Consider the following 18,771-nt stretch of genomic DNA (forward strand, 5'->3'; position numbering starts at 1 on the left):
ACGGACCGAGGGGTAGTCATGGGTGCAGGAAGGTTCACCGTCGCGGGCGTCGTGGCCGGGATCGCGACGGCGTTCGCGCGCCGCAAGCTCGACGAGAAGGTCGCCGGGGGCTCCCTCGGCGGGGACGACACGTGGACGCGGACCAACCACCGCGGCGAGCCGATCAGCCTGCTGGAGGGGCCGGCGGTCACGGCCGGTCTCGTGGCCGGCGCGGCGGTCGGGGGCGGCACCGCCCCGGGCGCGACGGCGTTCGCCACGGCCGCCGCGGGCGCGTTCGGCCTCTACGACGACCTCGCCGAGGACACCGCCACCCGCACCAAGGGCCTGCGCGGCCACCTCGGGGCGCTCAAGGAGGGCCGGCTGACCACGGGCGGCCTCAAGGTGCTCGGCATCTCCGGCTCCGCGCTGCTGGCGTCCGCCGTCGGCACGCCCCGCACGGCACGCAGCGCGTTCGGCCACCTGGTCGACATCGGCCTCAACGGCGCGCTCATCGGCGGCACCGCCAACCTGATCAACCTCTTCGACCTGCGCCCCGGCCGGGCCCTGAAGGCCGGCGTCGCGGCGAGCCTGCCGTTCGCCCTCGCCGGTACCGGCGCGGCGGGTGCCGTGCTGGGTGCCGCCGCGGCGGCGGCACCGGGCGACCTGGGGGAGAAGGACATGCTGGGCGACGGCGGCGCCAACGCCCTCGGCGCGCTCGTCGGCAGCCAGGTCGCGTTCAACGCGCCCCGCGCGGTGCGGTGGGCGGCGCTCACCGGCGTCGTCGGCCTCATGCTCGCGTCCGAGAAGGTGAGCTTCTCGAAGGTGATCGCCGACAACGAGTGGCTGAACAAGGCCGACATGCTCGGCCGGCGCCCCTCGGCCGCGGTCGAGGAGTCGGTCGCCGAGCTCGCGCAGACCAAGCCCGTGGCCACCCCGGGCGCGTGAGCCGCACCCGGTCCCTGGCGAGCGCGGCGCTGCTCGTCACCGTCGTCACCCTCGCCAGCCGCCTGGTCGGCTTCGGCCGCTGGCTCGCGCAGGGCGCGTGGCTCGGGTCGGACGGCGTCGGGACGGTCTTCAACTCGGCCAACCAGCTGCCCAACCTGCTGTTCGAGGTCGCGGCCGGCGGCGCGCTCGCGGGCGCCGTCGTGCCGCTGCTCGCCGGGCCCCTGGCCCGGGCGGCGTTCACCGCCGACGGCACCGCGGCCTCGAAGGAGCAGGCCTCCCGGATCGCGTCGGCGCTGCTGGGCTGGACGCTGGTGGTCCTCGTGCCGCTGGCCGGGCTGACCGCGCTCCTCGCGCGCCCGATCATCGGCCTGACCGGGCTGGACGACCCGGCGCAGGTGGACGTCGCCACGGCGTTCCTGCGGGTGTTCGCCGTGCAGGTGCCGCTCTATGGGATCGCCGTCGTGCTGGGCGGCATCCTCCAGGCGCACAAGCGGTTCTTCTGGCCGGCGTTCGCGCCGCTGGTCTCCAGCCTCGTCGTGATCGTGGTCTACGGGGTCTTCTACCTGCTGGCCGACGGCGACCAGCGGGACGTCGCCGCGCTCTCGTCGCAGGCACTGGTCTGGCTGGCGTGGGGCACCACGGTGGGCGTGCTCTTCCTGGCGCTGCCGCTGGTGGTGCCCGTGTGGCGCACCGGCCTGCGGCTGCGGCCCACGCTGCGGTTCCCGTCCGGCGAGGGGCCGCGTGCCGCCCGCCTGGCGTTCGCGGGCGTGGGCGCGCTGGTGGCCCAGCAGCTCTCGGTGTTCCTCACGCTGCGCGCGGCCAACGCCGCCGGCGGCGACGGCACGCTCTCGGTCTACCTGTACGCCCAGCAGGTCTACCTGCTGCCGTACGCGGTGCTCGCGTTCCCGATCGCGACCAGCGCGTTCCCGCACTTCGCGGAGCACGCCTCGGCCGGCCGGACCGGCGAGCTGCGCGCCCTGGTGGCCCGCACGACGCGCACCCTGCTGCTCGTGACGGCCCTGGGCATGGCCGCGCTGATCGCGGCCGCCCCGTTCGTCGAGCAGGTCTTCGACCTCATCGTGCTGGGCGACGCCCCCGGGCTGGCGGCGGGACTGATCACCATGGCGCCCGGGCTGATCGGGTTCGCGCTGATCCTGCACCTGTCGCGCGCGCTGTACGCCGTCGACCACGGGCGGGCCGCGGTGACCGCGACCGCGAGCGGGTGGGGCGTCGCGGCGGTCGGCGCGGCCCTGGTGCCGCTGCTGTTCGCCGGCCGCGAGCCGGCCTGTGCCGCGACGTCGTGCGTCGACCTCGCGCTGCGGACCAACGTGATGGCGGCGCTCGGTGCCGTGGGCACGGCCGGGATGGTCGTGGCCGGGCTGGGGCTGCTCCTGGCGGTCCGGCGGCACCTGGGCCCGCCCGCGCTGGACCGCGTCTGGCGGGCGCTGCTCGTGGTGCTCGTGGCGGCCGCCGTCGGCGCCGTGGCCGGGCTCTGGCTGCCGTGGCGGCTCGGCCTGACCGCGACGTCCTACTTCTCGTTCTCGGACCCGGCGCTGAACGAGGTGCCGTTCGACGGCGGCGAGTTCGCCGCCGAGCTGGGCCTCGGGCTGGCCTTCGGGCTGCTGGCCGCGCTCGTCGCGCTGGCGGTGGCGGTGCTGCTCGACCGGGACCTGCGTGCCGCCGTCGGGCCGCTGTTCAGGAAGCTGGGGAGGAAGTTCTCCCGGAAGGCCTGACTTAGCGAGCGCGAAGGCCGCAGCAGGGGCAGACTCGACCAAAACCGGTCGATGGTCCCGCGCGGCGAGCGCGTGTGCTGGTCGTAACACCACCAGCACGCCGTACCTCGTTTAGGATGGAGTTCCGTGGTCGAACACCGAAGCAGTCTCCAGTCCCGTCAGCGGTCCGGCGCCTCCACGCCGACCAAGCACATCTTCGTCACCGGTGGTGTGGCGTCCTCTCTCGGCAAGGGTCTGACGGCGTCGTCACTCGGCCGCCTGCTCCGTTCCCGTGGCCTCAGCGTCACGATGCAGAAGCTGGATCCCTACCTCAACGTGGATCCCGGCACCATGAACCCGTTCCAGCACGGTGAGGTCTTCGTCACGGAGGACGGCGCCGAGACCGACCTGGACATCGGGCACTACGAGCGCTTCCTCGACGTCGAGCTCCCCGCCTCGTCCAACGTGACCACCGGCCAGGTGTACTCGCGTGTCATCGCCAAGGAGCGCCGCGGCGAGTACCTGGGCGACACCGTTCAGGTCATCCCGCACATCACCGACGAGATCAAGTTCCGGATGCGCGAGCAGGCGTCCGACGACGTCGACGTGATCATCACGGAGATCGGCGGCACCGTCGGCGACATCGAGTCGCAGCCCTTCCTCGAGTCCGCCCGCCAGGTGCGGCACGAGCTCGGCCGCGACAACGTGTTCTTCCTGCACGTCTCGCTGGTGCCGTACATCGGCCCGTCGGGCGAGCTGAAGACCAAGCCGACGCAGCACTCCGTGGCAGCGCTGCGCTCGATCGGCATCCAGCCCGACGCCATCGTGCTGCGCTCCGACCGCGTGGTCCCCGAGAGCATCAAGCGCAAGATCGCGCTCATGTGCGACGTCGACAACGAGGCAGTGATCAACTGCGCCGACGCGCCCTCGATCTACGACATCCCGCGCGTCATCCACTCCGAGGGCCTGGACGCCTACGTGGTGCGCCGCCTGGGCATGCCCTTCCACGACGTGGACTGGGACGGCTGGAGCCGCCTCCTGGAGCGCGTGCACGAGCCCGAGCACAACGTCGAGGTCGCGCTGGTCGGCAAGTACATCGACCTGCCCGACGCCTACCTGTCGGTGACCGAGGCGCTGCGCGCCGGCGGCTTCGCGAACGACGCGAAGGTGGCCATCCGCTGGGTCGCCGCCGACGACTGCCAGACGCCGGAGGGCGCCCAGGCCTCCCTCGAGGGTGTCGACGCCGTGCTGGTGCCCGGCGGGTTCGGCGTGCGCGGCATCGACGGCAAGGTGGGGGCGCTGCGCTGGTCGCGCGAGAACCTGGTGCCGACCCTCGGCATCTGCCTGGGCCTGCAGTCGATGGTCATCGAGTACGCGCGCAACGTGCTGGGCTGGGCCGACGCGTCGTCCACCGAGTTCCACCCGACCAGCAGCCACCCCGTCGTGGCGACCATGGCCGAGCAGAAGTCGATCGTGGAGGGCGAGGGTGACATGGGCGGCACCATGCGCCTGGGCGCCTACGAGGCGCAGCTCACCGCCGGCTCCGTGGTGGCCAAGGCCTACGGCAGCGAGAAGGTGACCGAGCGCCACCGCCACCGCTACGAGGTGAACAACGCGTTCCGCGTCGAGCTGGAGGAGGCCGGCCTGCTGATCTCCGGCACGTCCCCCGACTCGTCGCTCGTGGAGTTCGTGGAGCTGCCCGCCGAGACGCACCCGTACTTCGTGTCCACGCAGGCACACCCCGAGTTCAAGTCGCGCCCCACGCGGGCACACCCGCTGTTCGCGGGCCTGATCGCGGCGGCGCTCGAGAAGCAGTCCTCATGAGACCGGGGATCGTCGGCAGGCGCGGCGGAGGGACAGCATGAGCAGCGACGAGGTCACGGACGTCATCGACCCCCGCCCCGCGCGGCGGCTCGACGTACCGTTCCAGGGTTTTGTGGTCGACATGGTCTCCGACGAGGTCGACCTCGGTGAGGCCGGCGGCATCGTCCGGCGCGAGTACGTCGACCACCCCGGCGCGGTCGTCGTCGTGGCGCTGACCGACGACGGCAACGTGCTGCTGCTGCGCCAGTACCGGCACCCGGTCGGCGCCTTCCTCTGGGAGGCGCCCGCCGGCCTGCTCGACCTGGACGGCGAGGACCCGCACGTCGCGGCGGCCCGCGAGCTGGCCGAGGAGGCGGACATGAACGCCGGCTCATGGGACGTGCTCCTCGACCTGCTGCCCACGCCGGGCGGCAGCAACGAGGCCGTCCGCGTGTACCTGGCACGCGACCTCACGCCCGTGCCCGACGACGAGCGGCACACGCGCGAGGCCGAGGAGGCCGACATGGTCGTGGTCCCGGTGCCCCTGGAGGAGGCCGCGGCGCTGGCGCTCGCGGGCCGGCTGCACAACGCGGCGACGATCGCGGGCGTGCTGGCGGCGGCGATCGGGCGGGCCTCCGACTGGGAGACGTTGCGCCCGGTGGACTCCCCGTGGGAGTACCGCAAGAACTGAGTTCTCGCTGCGGGGCGGGTCCGGCCAGGGTGGTCGGCAGAACGTCAGGTATTCGGCAATTCGAGGTGCCGATCTCCTGACGATCTGCCGACCACCTGCTGCTTGCCGCGTGCTTGCCGCGCGGGTGTCAGTGGGTGCGGCTAGCGTAGTTTCTGGCGGGAGATATGTCTGGTATCTCCCCGGGAAGGGGCGCGGCGATGACGGGCACCGAGGTGCAGACCGAGCAGGTGGGTTCCAGGACCGAGCAGGCGCCGTCCGGCAGCGGGCCGACGCCGGGCGAACCGCGCCGCAGGATGTCCGCCGGGATGGCGGGCGTGCTCGGGTTCGTGCTGGGCGCGGCGCTGACCGCCGGACTCGTCGCGGGCGCCGTCTCCGCGCAGCGCGACGACTTCCGCGACGCGATCTGGCGGACGCTGCTCGACGGGCTCAACCCGTTCACGACGGGCCAGGTCGACCGGTCCGAGACGCCGGTGCTGGTCAGCATGCACGACCTGGCGCGGTTCGTGGCGGCCGAGGCGCAGTACGAGGTGCTGGTCGACCTGGAGAACGACGTGAGGTACGTGCCGAGCTGGCTCGCGGGGGAGCGGATCGTGCTCGCGGTGAACGGCTCGGTCGACGCGTACGTGGACTTCCGGGACCTGGACGAGGACGCGATCGAGATCTCGGACGACGGCACGACGGTCACCGTCACGCTGCCGGAGCCGGAGCTCGCCGAGCCCCGCATCGACCTCGACGCCAGCCGCGCCCTGACGGAGGACCGGGGGCTCGTCGACCGCGTGGGTGATCTCTTCGACGCCGACACGGACGCCCGCCAGGAGGCGCTCGCGGCGGCCCAGGACCGGATCTCGGACGCCGCGGCGGGCTCCGACCTGGACGAACGGGCCCGCGCGAACACGACCGCGACCCTCGAGGCGATGTTGTCCCCGTTGGGGTACGACCAGGTGGTGGTCGAGTTCGGGTAAGTGTCCGGGTAAGTCGCGAAGGTCGCTCACCGGGCGTGTCATAACGGCGTCACCGGGCTGCGCTATTCTCCCCGCGTGACCAGCGAACCCGACATGCTTCCCAACGTTTCGTCCCTTCCGGCGTGGCTCGTTCCGTCCGTCTACCTCAACTGGTCCGAGGACTGGCTGGGCGAGGCGGTCGCCATCGCGAGCCGGAGCCACGAGCACCGCCTGCCCGGCGGCGCGGACGGCCCGCAGCGTGGTGACGTCGTCGTCACCGTCGTGGGTTCCGAGCCGGGCATCGTCGCCGCGGTCGAGCTCATGGGCGCCAGCCAGGGCGAGGACTGGGTCAGCGACGAGGTCTTCGGCCCGGACAAGCCCGTGGTCTGGGACGACCTCTTCAACGGCGCGGCCGCCTACGCGCGCTCGTCCGGCTGGCTGCCGCAGGAGCACGCCCGCCTGGTGCTCGACGGCATCGCCCACCAGTACAAGCACGGCGCGACCGGCACGCTCGACGCCGGCAACTGCGAGACCGACGAGCTGTCGCCCAACCTGCACGTGCTGCGCCTGCTGGGCCACAAGCAGGTCTCGGGCACGGACCTGCGCCGCGAGGAGCGCTGCGCGTCGTGCGAGCGGTTCGTCGACGTCATGCAGCTGCGCCCGCACGACGACGGCGCCCACACCGGTCAGACCGGCGAGCGTCCCCTGGCGGACCTCATCGAGCAGACCTTCCTGGTGTGCGGCCCGTGCCACGCCCTGCTGCACCCGCACGCGGTGCTGTCGCAGCGCGCGCAGATGCGCCCGTCGTGCCCGTCGTGCGGTCAGCGCGGCGCCACCAAGCGCATCGTGTGGGGCCAGACGATCCACGACAACATGAAGCTGGAGCCGGACGTCGTGTACGGCGGCTTCGACACCCCGGTGCCGACGCCGGACTGGTACTGCCCGGAGTGCTACGCGAACTTCTCGTCGGGCGCCGTGGCGCAGCGCGCCCTGGGTGACGTGCCCGACGCCGTCCCGGTGGGGGTCGGCGCGGTCGGTACGCCCGCGAACGGCGAGGACCTCTGGGTCCCCGAGGTCTGAGCCCTCGCACCCGCTCGACGCGTCAGACCTCCAGGTCACCCCGGTGACCTGGAGGTCTGACACGTTTCGGAGCCGCTCCGCCGCCGACCGGCAGCTCCTCGCGGTGGGGAAACTAGTTGGAGGCGGTCCCGGACGGGAGGCCCGCCGCCCGTTTTCTGAATGTCGGGAGGACTCATGAGCCGGAGCGCGATCGTCGTCGGAGCAGGGATCGCGGGACTGACCGCTGCCAACGCGCTGACACGCTGCGGGTGGGACGTGCGGGTGCTGGAGCGCTCGCCCGAGCCGCGCACCACCGGCGCGGGCATCGTGCTGCTCGCCAACGCGCTGCGCGGCCTCGACGCCGCGGGGGTGGGCGACGCCGTCCGCGCCGTCGGGCAGCGGGCGTATCCCGGCACGCTCCGGGACGGCGCGGGACGCGCCCTGGTGCACGTCTCGGCGGAGCAGATCGCCGCCCGGCTCGGCACGGTGGCCATCGCCTTCCACCGGCCCCGGCTCCAGGAGGCGCTGCTCGACGGGCTCGGCGACGTGGAGGTCACCTACGGTGCCGCGGCAGCGGCCGTCGACCCGGGCGACGCCGCGCGGCCGGCCGTGGTCACGCTCGACGACGGCACCACACTGGGCGCCGACCTCGTGGTCGCCGCCGACGGCGTCCGGTCGCGCCTGCGCGCCGCCGTCGCGCCCGACGCCGCGGAACCGGTCTACGTCGGGTCGACGACCTGGCTCGCCGTGCTCGACAACCCCGGGATCACCGAGATGTCCCAGACCTGGGGCCCGGGCGGCGAGGTGGGCCTGATCGCGCTCGGCGACGGGCGGCTGTACTGGTACGCCACGCAGGTGGGCCCGGCGGGGCGGCCCACCGGGGACCCCGCCGCCGACCTGGCCGCCGCGCGCGCCGCGTTCGCCGGCTGGCACGACCCGATCCCGCAGGTGCTGGCGGCGACCACGCCCGAGCAGGTACAGCAGCTCGACCTCTACGGGTTCCCGAAGCCGATCCCGCGCATGGTCCGCGGCCGGGTGGCCCTGGTCGGCGATGCCGCGCACGCCATGCCGCCGAACGTGGGCCAGGGCGGCTGCCAGGGCATCGAGGACGCCGTCGTGCTGGCGGCGTCGGTGTCGGGTGGTGCGGGTGGCGCTGGCGGCGACCCCGTGGTCGACGGGCTGGCGGCCTACGACCGGGTGCGCCGGCCCCGAACCTCCGGGGTGCTCCGCGCGGCGTGGGCAAGCGCGCGGATCGGCGAGCAGCTGGGTAACCCCGCGCTCGTCGGGCTGCGGAACGCGGCACTGCGTGCGCTTCCCGCCCGGGTCATGCTCGACGGCATGTCGCGGTTCGCGAGGTGGACCCCGCCGACGCTGCCCGTGGGGTGACGTCCGGCCGGCGCCCTGCCGACCTGACGCTGCCGGTCCGCGGTGGGAGTACAGGGGCGTCGGCCCAGGTGCACGGCTTAGAGTGGCGCGCATGCAGCACGTCGACCCCGGCCCCCCGACCGGAGCGCTCGGGGAGCACCCGGTGGTGGCGGTTCTCGGGCCGGTGGCCGTGCTGTCCGACGCCGGTCCGGTCGCCCCGCGCGGCACCCGCGCAGCCGCCCTCGTGGTGCTGCTCGCGCTGGCCGCGCCCCGGACGGTCACGGTGTCGGCCCTGGTCGACGCGCTGTGGGCCGACGACCTGCCCGCCAACCCGCGTGCGGCGCTCCAGAGCCTTGTCTCCCGGCTGCGCTCGCTGCGTCCGGACGTCGTGCGGTTCACCTCCGCGGGGTACGCGCTGGGCGGCCCGAGCGACCTCGACCGGGCGCGTGCGGCCGTGACGGAGGCGCGTGAGCTCCTCGGGTCCGCGCGGGTCGCGGGGTCGGACGGCGGCGCGGCACACAGCGCGGTCGGCATTCCCGGCACGTCCCGTGGCGGAGTAGCGGCGGCCGCCGTCGTCGACGCCGCCCTCGCGCTCTGGCGCGGAGAGCCCGGCGACGGGCTGGACGACGCGACACCCGGCCTCGCACAGGAGCTGCGGGACACCGCCGGACGGCTCCGGGACGAGCTGACCACCCTGCGCCGTCGGGCCGCCGCGGCCGCGGGGGACGCCGCGACCGTGACCGTCCTCGGCAGCACGGCCCTGGCCGCCGACCCCCTCGACGAGGACGCGGCGCGCGACCTCATGACGGCGCTCACGGCCACGGGGCGTCCCGACGAGGCATCGCGCGTGTTCGGACGGCTGCGGCACGCCCTGGTCGCGGAGCTCGGCACCGACCCCGCACCCGACCTCGTCGCGCTGCACGCGCGCGTCGCCGCGGCGGCGTCAGGCGTGGACAGCACAGCGGGCACGACGGGCACTTCCGGCACGGCGTCGGTCCAGGGTGTCGACGGTGCCCCGCCGACCGCCGTCGAACCGCCGCCGGCCGCCGGGCGCACGACCGCAGGCCGGTTCGTGCGCGGGCTGCGCGCCGCCGCCACGCCGCTGATCGGGCGCGCGGACGACGTGCGCGCCGTCGTGGGCGAGCTCACCCGGCACCGGCTGGTGACGATCCTCGGCGCGGGCGGGCTCGGCAAGACCCGGCTGGCCCAGGAGGTGGCGCGCACGGTCGCTGAGGACCGGGCCACGACGCCGTCGGACCCGCTGGACGGGCTCTCGATCGCGGTCGCCGAGCTCGCGGGCGTGCGCACCGACGACGACGTGGCGCTCGCGATCGCCGACGGGCTCGGGGTGTCGGCGGTGGGTTCCGCGCGCCTGTCCGACCGGCTGCTCGCCGGCGACCTGCACGACCGCATCGTGGAGCGGGCCCGCACCGCCCGCACCCTCCTCGTGCTGGACAACTGCGAGCACGTGCCCGACGGCGCCGCCCGCTGGGCGGACGTCCTGCTCTCCGCCGCCCCCGGCCTGCGGATCCTGACCACGAGCCGTGCGCCCCTGCAGGTCGCCGCGGAGCAGGTGTACCCGCTGGCGCCGCTCGCCTCGGGCGGTGCGCGAGGCGCGGGGTCCGGGACCGGACGCGGCCCGGCCGCCGAGCTGTTCCGGCAGCGGGCGCTCGCGGCGCGGCCCGGGGCCCAGCTGCCCGACGCCGTCGTCGCCCGGCTCTGCGACCGGCTCGACGGGCTGCCGCTCGCGATCGAGCTGGCCGCGGCACGCGTGCGCACCCTGTCGGTCGAGGAGATCGAACGGCACCTCGACGCCCGGTTCGCCCTGCTGCGCGGCGGCGACCGGACCGTGCCCGACCGGCACCGGACGCTCGAAGCGGTCATCGAGTGGAGCTGGAACCTGCTGGAGCCGTCGCAGCGCGAGCTGTGGCGCCGGGTCTCCGTGCTGCCCGACGGGCTGTCCGCCCACGCGGCCGCGGCCCTGGGGCGGCTCGTGGTGGACCCGGCCGCCGGCGCCTCGGCGGGGACGGCCGCCGGCGCCGCCGTCGAACCCGAGGGAGAGCCCGCGCCCGGCCCGGGCGATGTACCGCCCGAGGGGCTCGTCCCGCTCGACGTGCTCGACGACATCGACGGACTCGTGACCCAGTCCCTGCTCGTCGTCGAGGAGAACCCCGGGCTGCGGGGCCCGGGCGGGGGAGTGCACCGGCCTGCCCCGGTGCGCTACCGGATGCTGGAGACGGTCCGGGAGTTCGGCCTGCTGCGGCTCGCCGAGGCGGGCGAGGACGACGCCGTCCGCGATGCGCTGCTGAGCTGGGGCATGGGTGTGGCGCGCTGGTGCACGTCCCGGCTGCTCGGGCCGGAGCAGGTGGCCGCGGTCGACCTCCTGCGGCGCGAGCACGAGAACCTGCTGTTCACGATCCGTCAGGCGGCGCGCGCGGGCCGGCAGGACGTCGTCGTCCACGGCTTCGTCGCGCTCGGCGGGGCCTGGACCCTGCGCGGTGCGGAGGAGCGCGCGGCCGACCTGGCGCCCGCCGTCCTCGACGCCGTCACGGGCCGGACCGTCCCGGCGGCGGACGCGGACGTGACCGCGCTGGCGCTGGCCTACGCCGCGGCCACCACGGCGTTCTCCGGGATCACGGGCAACCTGCGGGCGCTGGCCCGGCTCCGGCGCGTGCTGCGCGACCACGGCGACGCGGTGGGACCGCGGACCCGCGCGGTGGCGAGCATGCTGCTGGCGCCCGCACCGGGCGCGGTCCTGGAGCTGCGCGGCTCGGACGACCCGCTCATCGCCTTTCTCGCCCACCTCGTCGCCTCGCAGGAGGCGGAGAACGCCGGGCGGCTCGACGAGGCGCTCGACGGCGCCGAGCGCGCCTACCACCTGGCCCAGGGCATCGGCGACGTGGCGAGCCGGGCCGGGGCCGCGATGTTCCTGGCCACCACGGCGTTCGGTGCCGGGGACACGCGGACCGCGAAGCACTGGTCGCGCGTGGCGCGGGAGGGCCTGACGGTCATCGGGGCCGACGGCGCGATGCGGCAGCTCGACTGGGTGGACCTCGGTACCGCGATCACCGACGGTGACCTGGCCGGGGCCGAGCGGATCTGCGCGCGGGTCGAGCGGGCCGGACAGGACGCCGACCAGTCCGAGCGCGGGGGAGACGAGTCGCGGGCCGTGGTCCGGGCGGGCCGGGCCGAGATCGCCTGGGCGCAGGGTGACGTCGCCGGGGCGCTCGACCTGTACGAGCAGGCGGTGAACGTCTTCGCGGACCTGCCGGGCGTCGCCGACGACGCGACGTCCGCCGGCCCGGGATCGCCCGCGGCGCCCGCCGTCGGGCCGCCCCCCGCGGGCCGCGGGGACCCGTCCCCGGCCGCGCCGTGGGCGGTGATCGTGGGGTCCGCCTGGATCGTGCGGCTCGTCGACGCCGGGCACGACGTGCGGGCGCGGCAGGTGGCCGACGTCGTGCGGCGTCGTGCCGTGCGGCTGTACCGGGAGTGGATGCGCCACGTGGCCGACCACCCCGTGCTCGGCACGGTGTGCCTCGCCGTGGGCGCGGTGCTCACGGCGGGTCCGCGGCCCGACGCCGCCGTCGGGCTGGAGCTGCTCGCCCTGGCCGAGGCGCTGGGCTCGCGGCAGGACTTCATGGCGCTGCGGCGCGATCCCGTCCTCGCCGCGGCGGCCGACCGGCACGGTGCCGACGCGGTGGCAGCGGCGCGGGCAAGGATCGCGGCGATCTCCCGCGAGGACCTCGCGGAGCACGCCCTGACGACCCTGGAGAACCTGTCCACGGCGGAGCTGGTCGCCGGCTGAGCCCGGCTGGGCTGGTCGTGCCGGGCGGTTGAACGTAGGGATCGTCGCTCCATGAGCAGTCATGGAGCGACGATCCCTACGTTCGACGCCGCGCAGCAGTCCGCGGCGGGCAGCGGCCGGTCAGGCCTTGCGCAGGTAGCTGCGGACCGCGATCGGGGCGAAGATCACCACGACCACCGCCGCGCTCAGCAGCGTCCAGCCCACGTCGGCCGTGACCAGGCCCTCGTTCGCGAGGGACCGCACGGCGGAGACCAGGTGGGACACCGGGTTGACCTCGACGAACGCCTGCATCCAGCCCGGGAGGGTGTCGACCTCGACGAACGCGTTGGACAGGAACGTCAGGGGGAACAGGACCATGAACGACACGCCCTGCACGAACGTGGCCGAGCGCGCGATCACGCCGATGTAGGCGAAGATCCAGCTCAGCGCCCACGCGCAGACGATCACGAGCAGGCCGGCGAGCACCACGCCGCCGAAGCCGCCGCCGGGGCGCCAGCCCATGACCAGGCCGGTCAGGAACGTGATGGTCGTCGCCACGAGGTACCGGACGGTGTCGGCGAGCAGGGCGCCGGCCAGTGGCGCGATGCGCGCGATCGGCAGGGAGCGGAACCGGTCGAACACGCCTTTGTCCATGTCCTCGCGGAGCTGGACGCCGGTCACGACGGACGCCGTGATCACCGTCTGCGCCAGGATGCCGGGGATGATCAGCGGCAGGTAGGCACCGACGCTGCCGGAGACCGCGCCGCCGAACAGGTACGTGAACATCAGCGTGAAGATGATCGGCTGGAAGGTCACGTCGATGAGCTGCTCGGGGGTGTGCCGCACCTTGAGCAGGCCGCGGTACGCCATGGTGAACGACTGGGAGACGGTGGCGGCCAGGCCGACCCGGGCCGGCTGGATCGTGGCCGTGTGCGGCGCGGGGGCCAGGGTGGCGGTGCTCATGCGGTCACCTTCTCGGTGTCGTTCCGGGTGTTCTCGGGGCTGCCGGCAGCGGGGGCGTCGTCGGACGCCGCGTGGCCGGTGAGGTTCAGGAAGACCTCGTCCAGGGTCGGCTTGTCCAGGCTGACGGAGTCGATCGGCACCCCGGCGTCCCGGAACCGGACCAGCAGGTCCGCGACGGCCTCGGCGTGGGGGACCGGCACGGTGACGCGCAGCCCCTCCGGCGCGACGGCGCCCGCGGCGCCGAAGACCTGCTGCACCAGGCTGAGCGCGGTGCCGAGGTCGTCGGCGTCGGCGAGCCCGACCTGGAGCGACTGGGCGCCGACGGTGGCCTTGAGCTCGTCGGCGGTGCCCTCGGCGACCACCGTGCCGCGGTCGATGACCGCGATCCGGTCGGCGAGCTGGTCGGCCTCGTCGAGGTACTGGGTGGTGAGCAGCACCGTGGAGCCGTCCGCGACCAGGCGGCGGATCGTGTCCCACATCTGGTTGCGGGTGCGCGGGTCCAGGCCCGTGGTGGGCTCGTCCAGGAAGATGAGCGGCGGCCGGGCGATCAGGCTGGCCGCCAGGTCGAGCCGGCGGCGCATGCCGCCGGAGTAGTTGCGCAGCGGCCGCCGGGCGGCGTCGGTCAGCGAGAACTCCTCCAGGAGCTCGGCCGACTTGGCCCTCGCGGCGCGTGCGGACAGCCCGAGCAGCCGCCCGAAGACCACGAGGTTCTCGGTGGCGCTCAGCGTCTCGTCGACCGACGCGTACTGGCCCGTCACCCCGATCAGGGAGCGTACGGCGGCGCCCTCGCGGGCGATGTCGTGGCCGAAGATGCGGGCCTCGCCGCCGTCGGGCCGGAGCAGGGTGGCGAGCATGCGGATGGTCGTGGTCTTGCCCGCGCCGTTGGGCCCGAGCACGCCGTAGACGGTCCCGGTGCGGACGGTGAGGTCGACGCCGTCCACGGCGCGGTTGTCGCCGAAGATCTTGACGAGGCCCTGTGCCTCGATCGCGTTCGTGTTCATGCCCCCAGCGTGCGGGGGGCCGCTCGCACGGGACTGTCAGACCGCTGTCACGGCGCGCTCACCGTGCAGTTCGGCGCGGACGCGACGTCAGCGCACCCGCGTCGTCAGCCACACGCGGGTGGTGCCCGCGATGAGCGCGGCCGCGCCGATCATGTGCAGCCCGACGAGCAGCTCGGGCAGGTCGGTGAAGTACTGCACGTACCCGATCAGGCCCTGCGCCAGCGTGATGACGAGCAGGATGACGGCCGCACGGCGCACCTCGGCCGGGCCGCGACGGACCGCCACGAGGAAGGCGGCCAGGGCAGCCAGGAACACCCACACCGCGGCGGCGTGCCACCTGGTCAGGAGCGCCGGGTCGATGGCGAACCGGTAGCCCACCTCGGAGTCGCCGCTGTGCGGGCCGGCTCCGGTGGTCAGCACGCCGAGCACGACCACGACGGCGGTCAGCCCGGCCAGGGCCCACGCGAGGGTGCGCACGCGCGGCGGGACCACGAGCCGCGGGGCTCCGTCGCCCTCGCCGTGCCGGTGCAGCAGGTACAGGGACACGGCGACCAGCGCGCCGGAGACCGCGAAGTGCAGGGACACCCAGCCCGGGTGCAGGTGGAGCAGCACCACGATGCCGCCGATCAGGGCCTGCATCATCACGCCCACGATCGGCGCCAGGCCGAGCATGCGGTAGGACGCCGTGCGCTTCAGGTCGGTGCACACCAGCACCGCGAGCAGCACCGCGACGACCCCCAGCACGCCCGTCAGCGTGCGGTTGCCGAACTCGATGTAGGGGTGCAGCGTCGTCGCCTCGTGGAACTGCGGCGTGAAGCTGCCGGGCTCGCACTGCGGCCAGGTGGAGCAGCCCAGGCCCGAGTCCGTGAGCCGCACGGCACCGCCGGTCCCGATGATGCCGATCTGGCCGATCAGGTTCGCGATCAGGACCGCGCGGGTCCAGTGGCGAAAGCGGTCCACGCGGCCGGGGAGCGCGTCGAGCCAGGAGACGGGGGCGGCGGGTGCGGTCACGGGTCCCACGCTAGTGCCCGACGACGGCGCCGCCTCCCGTGCTGGTCCCGCACCGGGTGTGATTCTTTGCCGACTAGCTGTCAGGAACGCCACAGGGGCCCCGGCGCGATGCCGGGACCCCCGCGTGACCGTGACGAGGAGGAGCTGGACGGTCAGAGACCGCTGACGTTGAGCAGCAGGTTCGGCGAACCGGTGCCCGGGTCGGTCACGGCGTCCTGCACCGCGGCGCCCGTGAGGGCGTCGCCGACCTCGGCCGGCGTCGCGCCCGGGTTGCCGCCCAGCACGAGCGCAGCGGCGCCCGCGACGTGCGGCGTGGCCATCGAGGTACCGCTGATGGTGTTCGTGGCGGTGTCGCCGGTGTACCAGGCCGACGTGATGTCGGTACCGGGCGCGAAGAGGTCCACGCAGGTGCCGATGTTGGAGTACACGGCGCGGGCGTCCGTGTCCTCGGTGGCGCCCACCGTGAGGGCCTCCGGCGTGGAGCCCGGCGAGCCGTCGCAGGCGTCGGCGGCGTAGTCGTTGCCGGCCGCCAGGGCGAAGGTGACCCCGTCCGCGACGGCCTCGGACACGGCGTCGTTCACGGCCTGCGAGAAGCCGCCGCCGAGCGACATGTTGGCCACGGCCGGCTCGCCGGCCTGGTGGTCGGCCGTCACCCAGTCGATGCCGGCGATGACACCGTCGTACGTCCCGGAACCGCCGCAGTCCAGCACCCGGACCGCGACGAGCGAGACGTCCTTGGCGACGCCGTAGGCAGAGCCGCCCACGGTGCCCGCGACGTGCGTGCCGTGGCCCGCGCAGTCGGTGGCGTCGTCGTCGTTGTCCACGGTGTCGGTGCCGCTGACCGCGCGGCCGCCGAAGTCCTCGTGGGTGGTCAGGATGCCGGTGTCGACGATGTACGCCGTCACGCCCGAGCCCGAGTTCCCGTAGGTGTACGAGTCGTCGAGCGGCAGGCTCTCCTGGTCGATGCGGTCCAGGCCCCAGGAGGGGACCGGCGACTGCGTGTCCGTCGCGGTCATCACCCGGTTCTGCTCCACGTACGCGACGGACGGGTCCGCCTCGAGCCGCTCGGCCTGCGCCGCCGACATCGACGCCGAGAAGCCGCGCACCGCGTTGGTGTAGGAGCGCTGCACCTCGCCGCCGTACTCCTGCACCAGGCCGCTGGCCGCGGCGCGGACCTGACCCTTGCTGACACCGCTGTCCTTGAGGACCACGATGTACGAGTCCTCGATCAGCGCGCCCGCGACGGGCGCGGGTGCCTCGTCCGGCGTCGCCGAGGCCACGGCTGCTGCCGCCGGGGCCGCCGCGAGGGCGATCGCGATACCGGCGCCGACGATCAGCCGACGACGGTTGCTGTGAGTGGAAGTCACGCTGCCTCCCTGGGGAATGTAGGTGAAGTAGACCCTAGATGGGCATATTTCACCCGCATACCCTACGAATTGGTCATACTCCCCGGGTATGGGGTTGGGGATTTACTTACCCAAACCGGGCAGGGAGCATGCGTTGCATGGCCTGCGTTGCAATGCCCGCGTTGCAGGGCGTGGCGGTGGGCTCTGCTGTGCCGTGACTTCGGCAGTTGGCCCGTGGGTTCGGCAGTTGGCATCGAGATCGGCACAGCCCTGTGCCGATCTCGATGCCAACTGCCGACAGCGCGGGCCAACTGCCGAACCCCGTGGGCCAACTGCCGACCGTGAGGGCGGGGCGTCAGGCGGCGCCTGTCGAAGCCACCCGCCCGTCAGCGCCAGCCTTCCGTCAGTGCCAGCGGAAGAGGCGGGCCGCGCCCGCGCCGAGCGCTGCGGTCCAGGCCAGCAGCACCACCACGGAGAACGGGGGCACCGCGCCGTACAGCAGCGCGCCGCGCATCGCCTCGCCCAGCGCGCCGGACGGCAGCAGCACCGCGACGTGCGACAGCGGACCCGCGAGCTGCTGGGCGGGCAGCAGCACGCCGCCGCCCACGGTGAGCAGCACGAGCACGAGGTTGGCCACGGCCAGCACGCCCTCGGCGCGCAGGGTGCCGGCGAGCAGCAGGGCCAGGGCCGTGAACGCGGCGGTCCCCAGCAGCCCCGCGCCGACGACGGCGGGCAGCGCCCCGAGCTCCGGCCGCCACCCGAGCGCCACCGCGACGCCGCAGATGACGACCACCTGCACCACCTCGACGGCGAGCACGCCGAGCACCTTGCCGGCCAGCAGCCCGGACCTGCCCAGCGGCGTGGTGGCCATCAGCCGCAGCACGCCGTTGCGCCGGTCGAAGGCGGTGGCGATCGCCTGGGACGTGAACGCCGTGGACATCACGGCGAGCGCCAGCACGCCCGGCGTCACGAAGTCGACGCGCGAGAACCCGTGCGTGTCCAGGTCGATGAACGACGTGCGCACCAGGGCGAAGAGCACCAGGACGGGCAGCACGATCGTCACGAGGAGCTGCTCGCCGTTGCGCAGGATCGCGCGCGTCTCGAACGAGGCCTGGGCGGCGATCCGGCGCGCGACCGGCGCGGCGGCGGGCTCGACCCGCGCGGTGGGCGCGCTCATCGCAGGTGCCTTCCGGTGAGGTCGAGGAACACGTCCTCGAGGGTGCGGCTGCCGGTGGTGACCGACCGGGCCAGCACGCCCTGTCCGGCGAGCCATCCGGTGACGGCGGCGACGACCGCCGGGTCGACGGCCCCGGTCAGGGTGTAGACCCCGGCCTCGCCCTCGCTCGCGTCCCAGGAGCCCGGCAGCGCGGAGCGCAGGGTCGTCAGGTCCAGTCCCGGCGAGGCCTCGACGCGGATCGAGCTCGGGCCCGCGCCGCTCCCGGACGTCAGCTCGCGGACGCTCCCGGAGGCGATCACACGGCCGTGGTCCACGACGTGCACGTGGTCCGCGAGGTCGGCGGCCTCGTCCATGAGGTGGGTGGTCAGCACGATGGCGACACCGTCGGACCGCAGCTCGCGCACGAGGTCCCAGACGGCACGCCGGCTCTGGGGGTCCATGCCGGCGCTCGGCTCGTCGAGGAACACGACGTCGGGCCGCCCGACCACGGCCGCGGCGAGCGCGACACGCTGCCGCTGCCCGCCCGACAGGCGGCGCACCGTGGTCCGCGCGAAGCCGTGCAGGCCGAGGCGTTCGGCGAGCTCGTCCACGGGGCGGGGTGCGGCGTACATGGCGGCGACGTGCCGCAGCAGCTCGAGGGCGCGCACCCCGGTGGGCAGGCCGCCGTCCTGCAGCATGACGCCGACGCGGGGGCGCAGCGCCCGGGCGTCCGCCACGGGGTCGTGGCCCAGCACGCGGACGGTGCCGCCGTCGGGGGAGCGCAGGCCCTCACAGCACTCGATGGTGGTCGTCTTGCCCGCTCCGTTGGGGCCCAGGACGGCGGTGACGGCGCCCTGGCGGGCGGTCAGGTCCAGGCCGTCGACGACGGCGCGGCCGTCGTAGCGTTTGACGAGTCCGCGCACCTGGACGGCGACCTCGTGGTCGGCACCGGCGGGGCTGGCTGTGGCGGCGTCCGCGGTGGCCACCTGGGCGGGGTCGATCGCGGGCGCGTCGG

Annotated in this window: 14 protein-coding genes; 8 read left to right on the plus strand and 6 right to left on the minus strand. The window is 74.3% G+C overall.

Translation table 11 applies throughout. The annotated features are described in order from the left end of the window. The first annotated feature begins 18 nt into the window (after window positions 1-18). The 8 genes from QRN56_RS06255 (at window position 19) to QRN56_RS06290 (ending at window position 12,300) form a co-directional block, all read left to right on the plus strand. The gene (locus QRN56_RS06255; protein ID WP_285101943.1) at window positions 19-924 is read left to right on the plus strand and encodes a hypothetical protein; all 906 of its coding nucleotides are present in this window, start codon (window positions 19-21) and stop codon (window positions 922-924) included. After that, complete coding sequence (gene murJ, locus QRN56_RS06260; RefSeq protein WP_285101944.1) at window positions 921-2,657, plus strand: murein biosynthesis integral membrane protein MurJ; 1,737 nt, start codon at window positions 921-923, stop codon at window positions 2,655-2,657. The genes QRN56_RS06255 and murJ overlap by 4 nt, the downstream gene beginning before the upstream one ends. Window positions 2,658-2,783: 126 nt before the next feature. After that, window positions 2,784-4,460 (plus strand): CTP synthase, encoded by a 1,677-nt coding sequence (pyrG, locus tag QRN56_RS06265; RefSeq protein ID WP_285101945.1) that lies wholly within the window; start codon window positions 2,784-2,786, stop codon window positions 4,458-4,460. Window positions 4,461-4,497: 37 nt separating this feature from the next. Next, window positions 4,498-5,130: an NUDIX domain-containing protein gene (locus tag QRN56_RS06270; RefSeq protein WP_020012930.1), complete on the plus strand. Its 633-nt coding sequence runs from the start codon at window positions 4,498-4,500 to the stop codon at window positions 5,128-5,130. A gap of 197 nt (window positions 5,131-5,327) precedes the next feature. Then, on the plus strand, window positions 5,328-6,092 hold the full coding sequence (locus tag QRN56_RS06275; protein WP_285101946.1) for a DUF4230 domain-containing protein: 765 nt from the start codon (window positions 5,328-5,330) through the stop codon (window positions 6,090-6,092). Window positions 6,093-6,167: 75 nt separating this feature from the next. Continuing rightward, window positions 6,168-7,151 (plus strand): hypothetical protein, encoded by a 984-nt coding sequence (locus QRN56_RS06280; protein ID WP_285101947.1) that lies wholly within the window; start codon window positions 6,168-6,170, stop codon window positions 7,149-7,151. Between the two features lie 174 nt (window positions 7,152-7,325). After that, window positions 7,326-8,516: an FAD-dependent monooxygenase gene (locus QRN56_RS06285; protein WP_285101948.1), complete on the plus strand. Its 1,191-nt coding sequence runs from the start codon at window positions 7,326-7,328 to the stop codon at window positions 8,514-8,516. Window positions 8,517-8,607: 91 nt separating this feature from the next. Beyond that, window positions 8,608-12,300, plus strand: a complete 3,693-nt coding sequence (locus QRN56_RS06290) for an AfsR/SARP family transcriptional regulator (protein ID WP_285101949.1) — start codon at window positions 8,608-8,610, stop codon at window positions 12,298-12,300. A 120-nt stretch (window positions 12,301-12,420) separates the two neighbouring features. On the opposite strand, the gene QRN56_RS06295 is transcribed toward QRN56_RS06290, so the two are convergent. From QRN56_RS06295 to QRN56_RS06320, 6 genes are all read right to left on the minus strand, one after another. Next, a complete protein-coding gene (locus QRN56_RS06295; RefSeq protein WP_285101950.1) occupies window positions 12,421-13,242 on the minus strand; it encodes an ABC transporter permease in 822 nt (273 codons plus the stop codon). After that, entirely contained in the window at window positions 13,239-14,243 is a 1,005-nt protein-coding gene (locus tag QRN56_RS06300; protein WP_285101951.1) for an ATP-binding cassette domain-containing protein, read from the minus strand. The genes QRN56_RS06295 and QRN56_RS06300 overlap by 4 nt, the downstream gene beginning before the upstream one ends. A gap of 87 nt (window positions 14,244-14,330) precedes the next feature. Further along, window positions 14,331-15,254 carry a COX15/CtaA family protein gene (locus tag QRN56_RS06305; protein ID WP_285101952.1) on the minus strand — a complete coding sequence of 308 codons (924 nt, stop codon included), beginning with the start codon at window positions 15,252-15,254 and terminating at the stop codon, window positions 14,331-14,333. Window positions 15,255-15,406: 152 nt separating this feature from the next. Further along, window positions 15,407-16,621: a S8 family peptidase gene (locus QRN56_RS06310; protein WP_285101953.1), complete on the minus strand. Its 1,215-nt coding sequence runs from the start codon at window positions 16,619-16,621 to the stop codon at window positions 15,407-15,409. 382 nt (window positions 16,622-17,003) lie between these two features. Further along, window positions 17,004-17,777, minus strand: coding sequence for an ABC transporter permease (locus tag QRN56_RS06315; protein WP_285101954.1), 774 nt, complete (start codon window positions 17,775-17,777; stop codon window positions 17,004-17,006). Continuing rightward, window positions 17,774-18,742 carry an ABC transporter ATP-binding protein gene (locus QRN56_RS06320; RefSeq protein WP_285102055.1) on the minus strand — a complete coding sequence of 323 codons (969 nt, stop codon included), beginning with the start codon at window positions 18,740-18,742 and terminating at the stop codon, window positions 17,774-17,776. Before QRN56_RS06320 ends, QRN56_RS06315 begins: the two co-directional genes overlap by 4 nt. Window positions 18,743-18,771: the final 29 nt, after the last annotated feature.

Origin of the sequence: Promicromonospora sp. MEB111 (assembly GCF_030209445.1) — a bacterium.
Classification (GTDB): domain Bacteria; phylum Actinomycetota; class Actinomycetes; order Actinomycetales; family Cellulomonadaceae; genus Promicromonospora.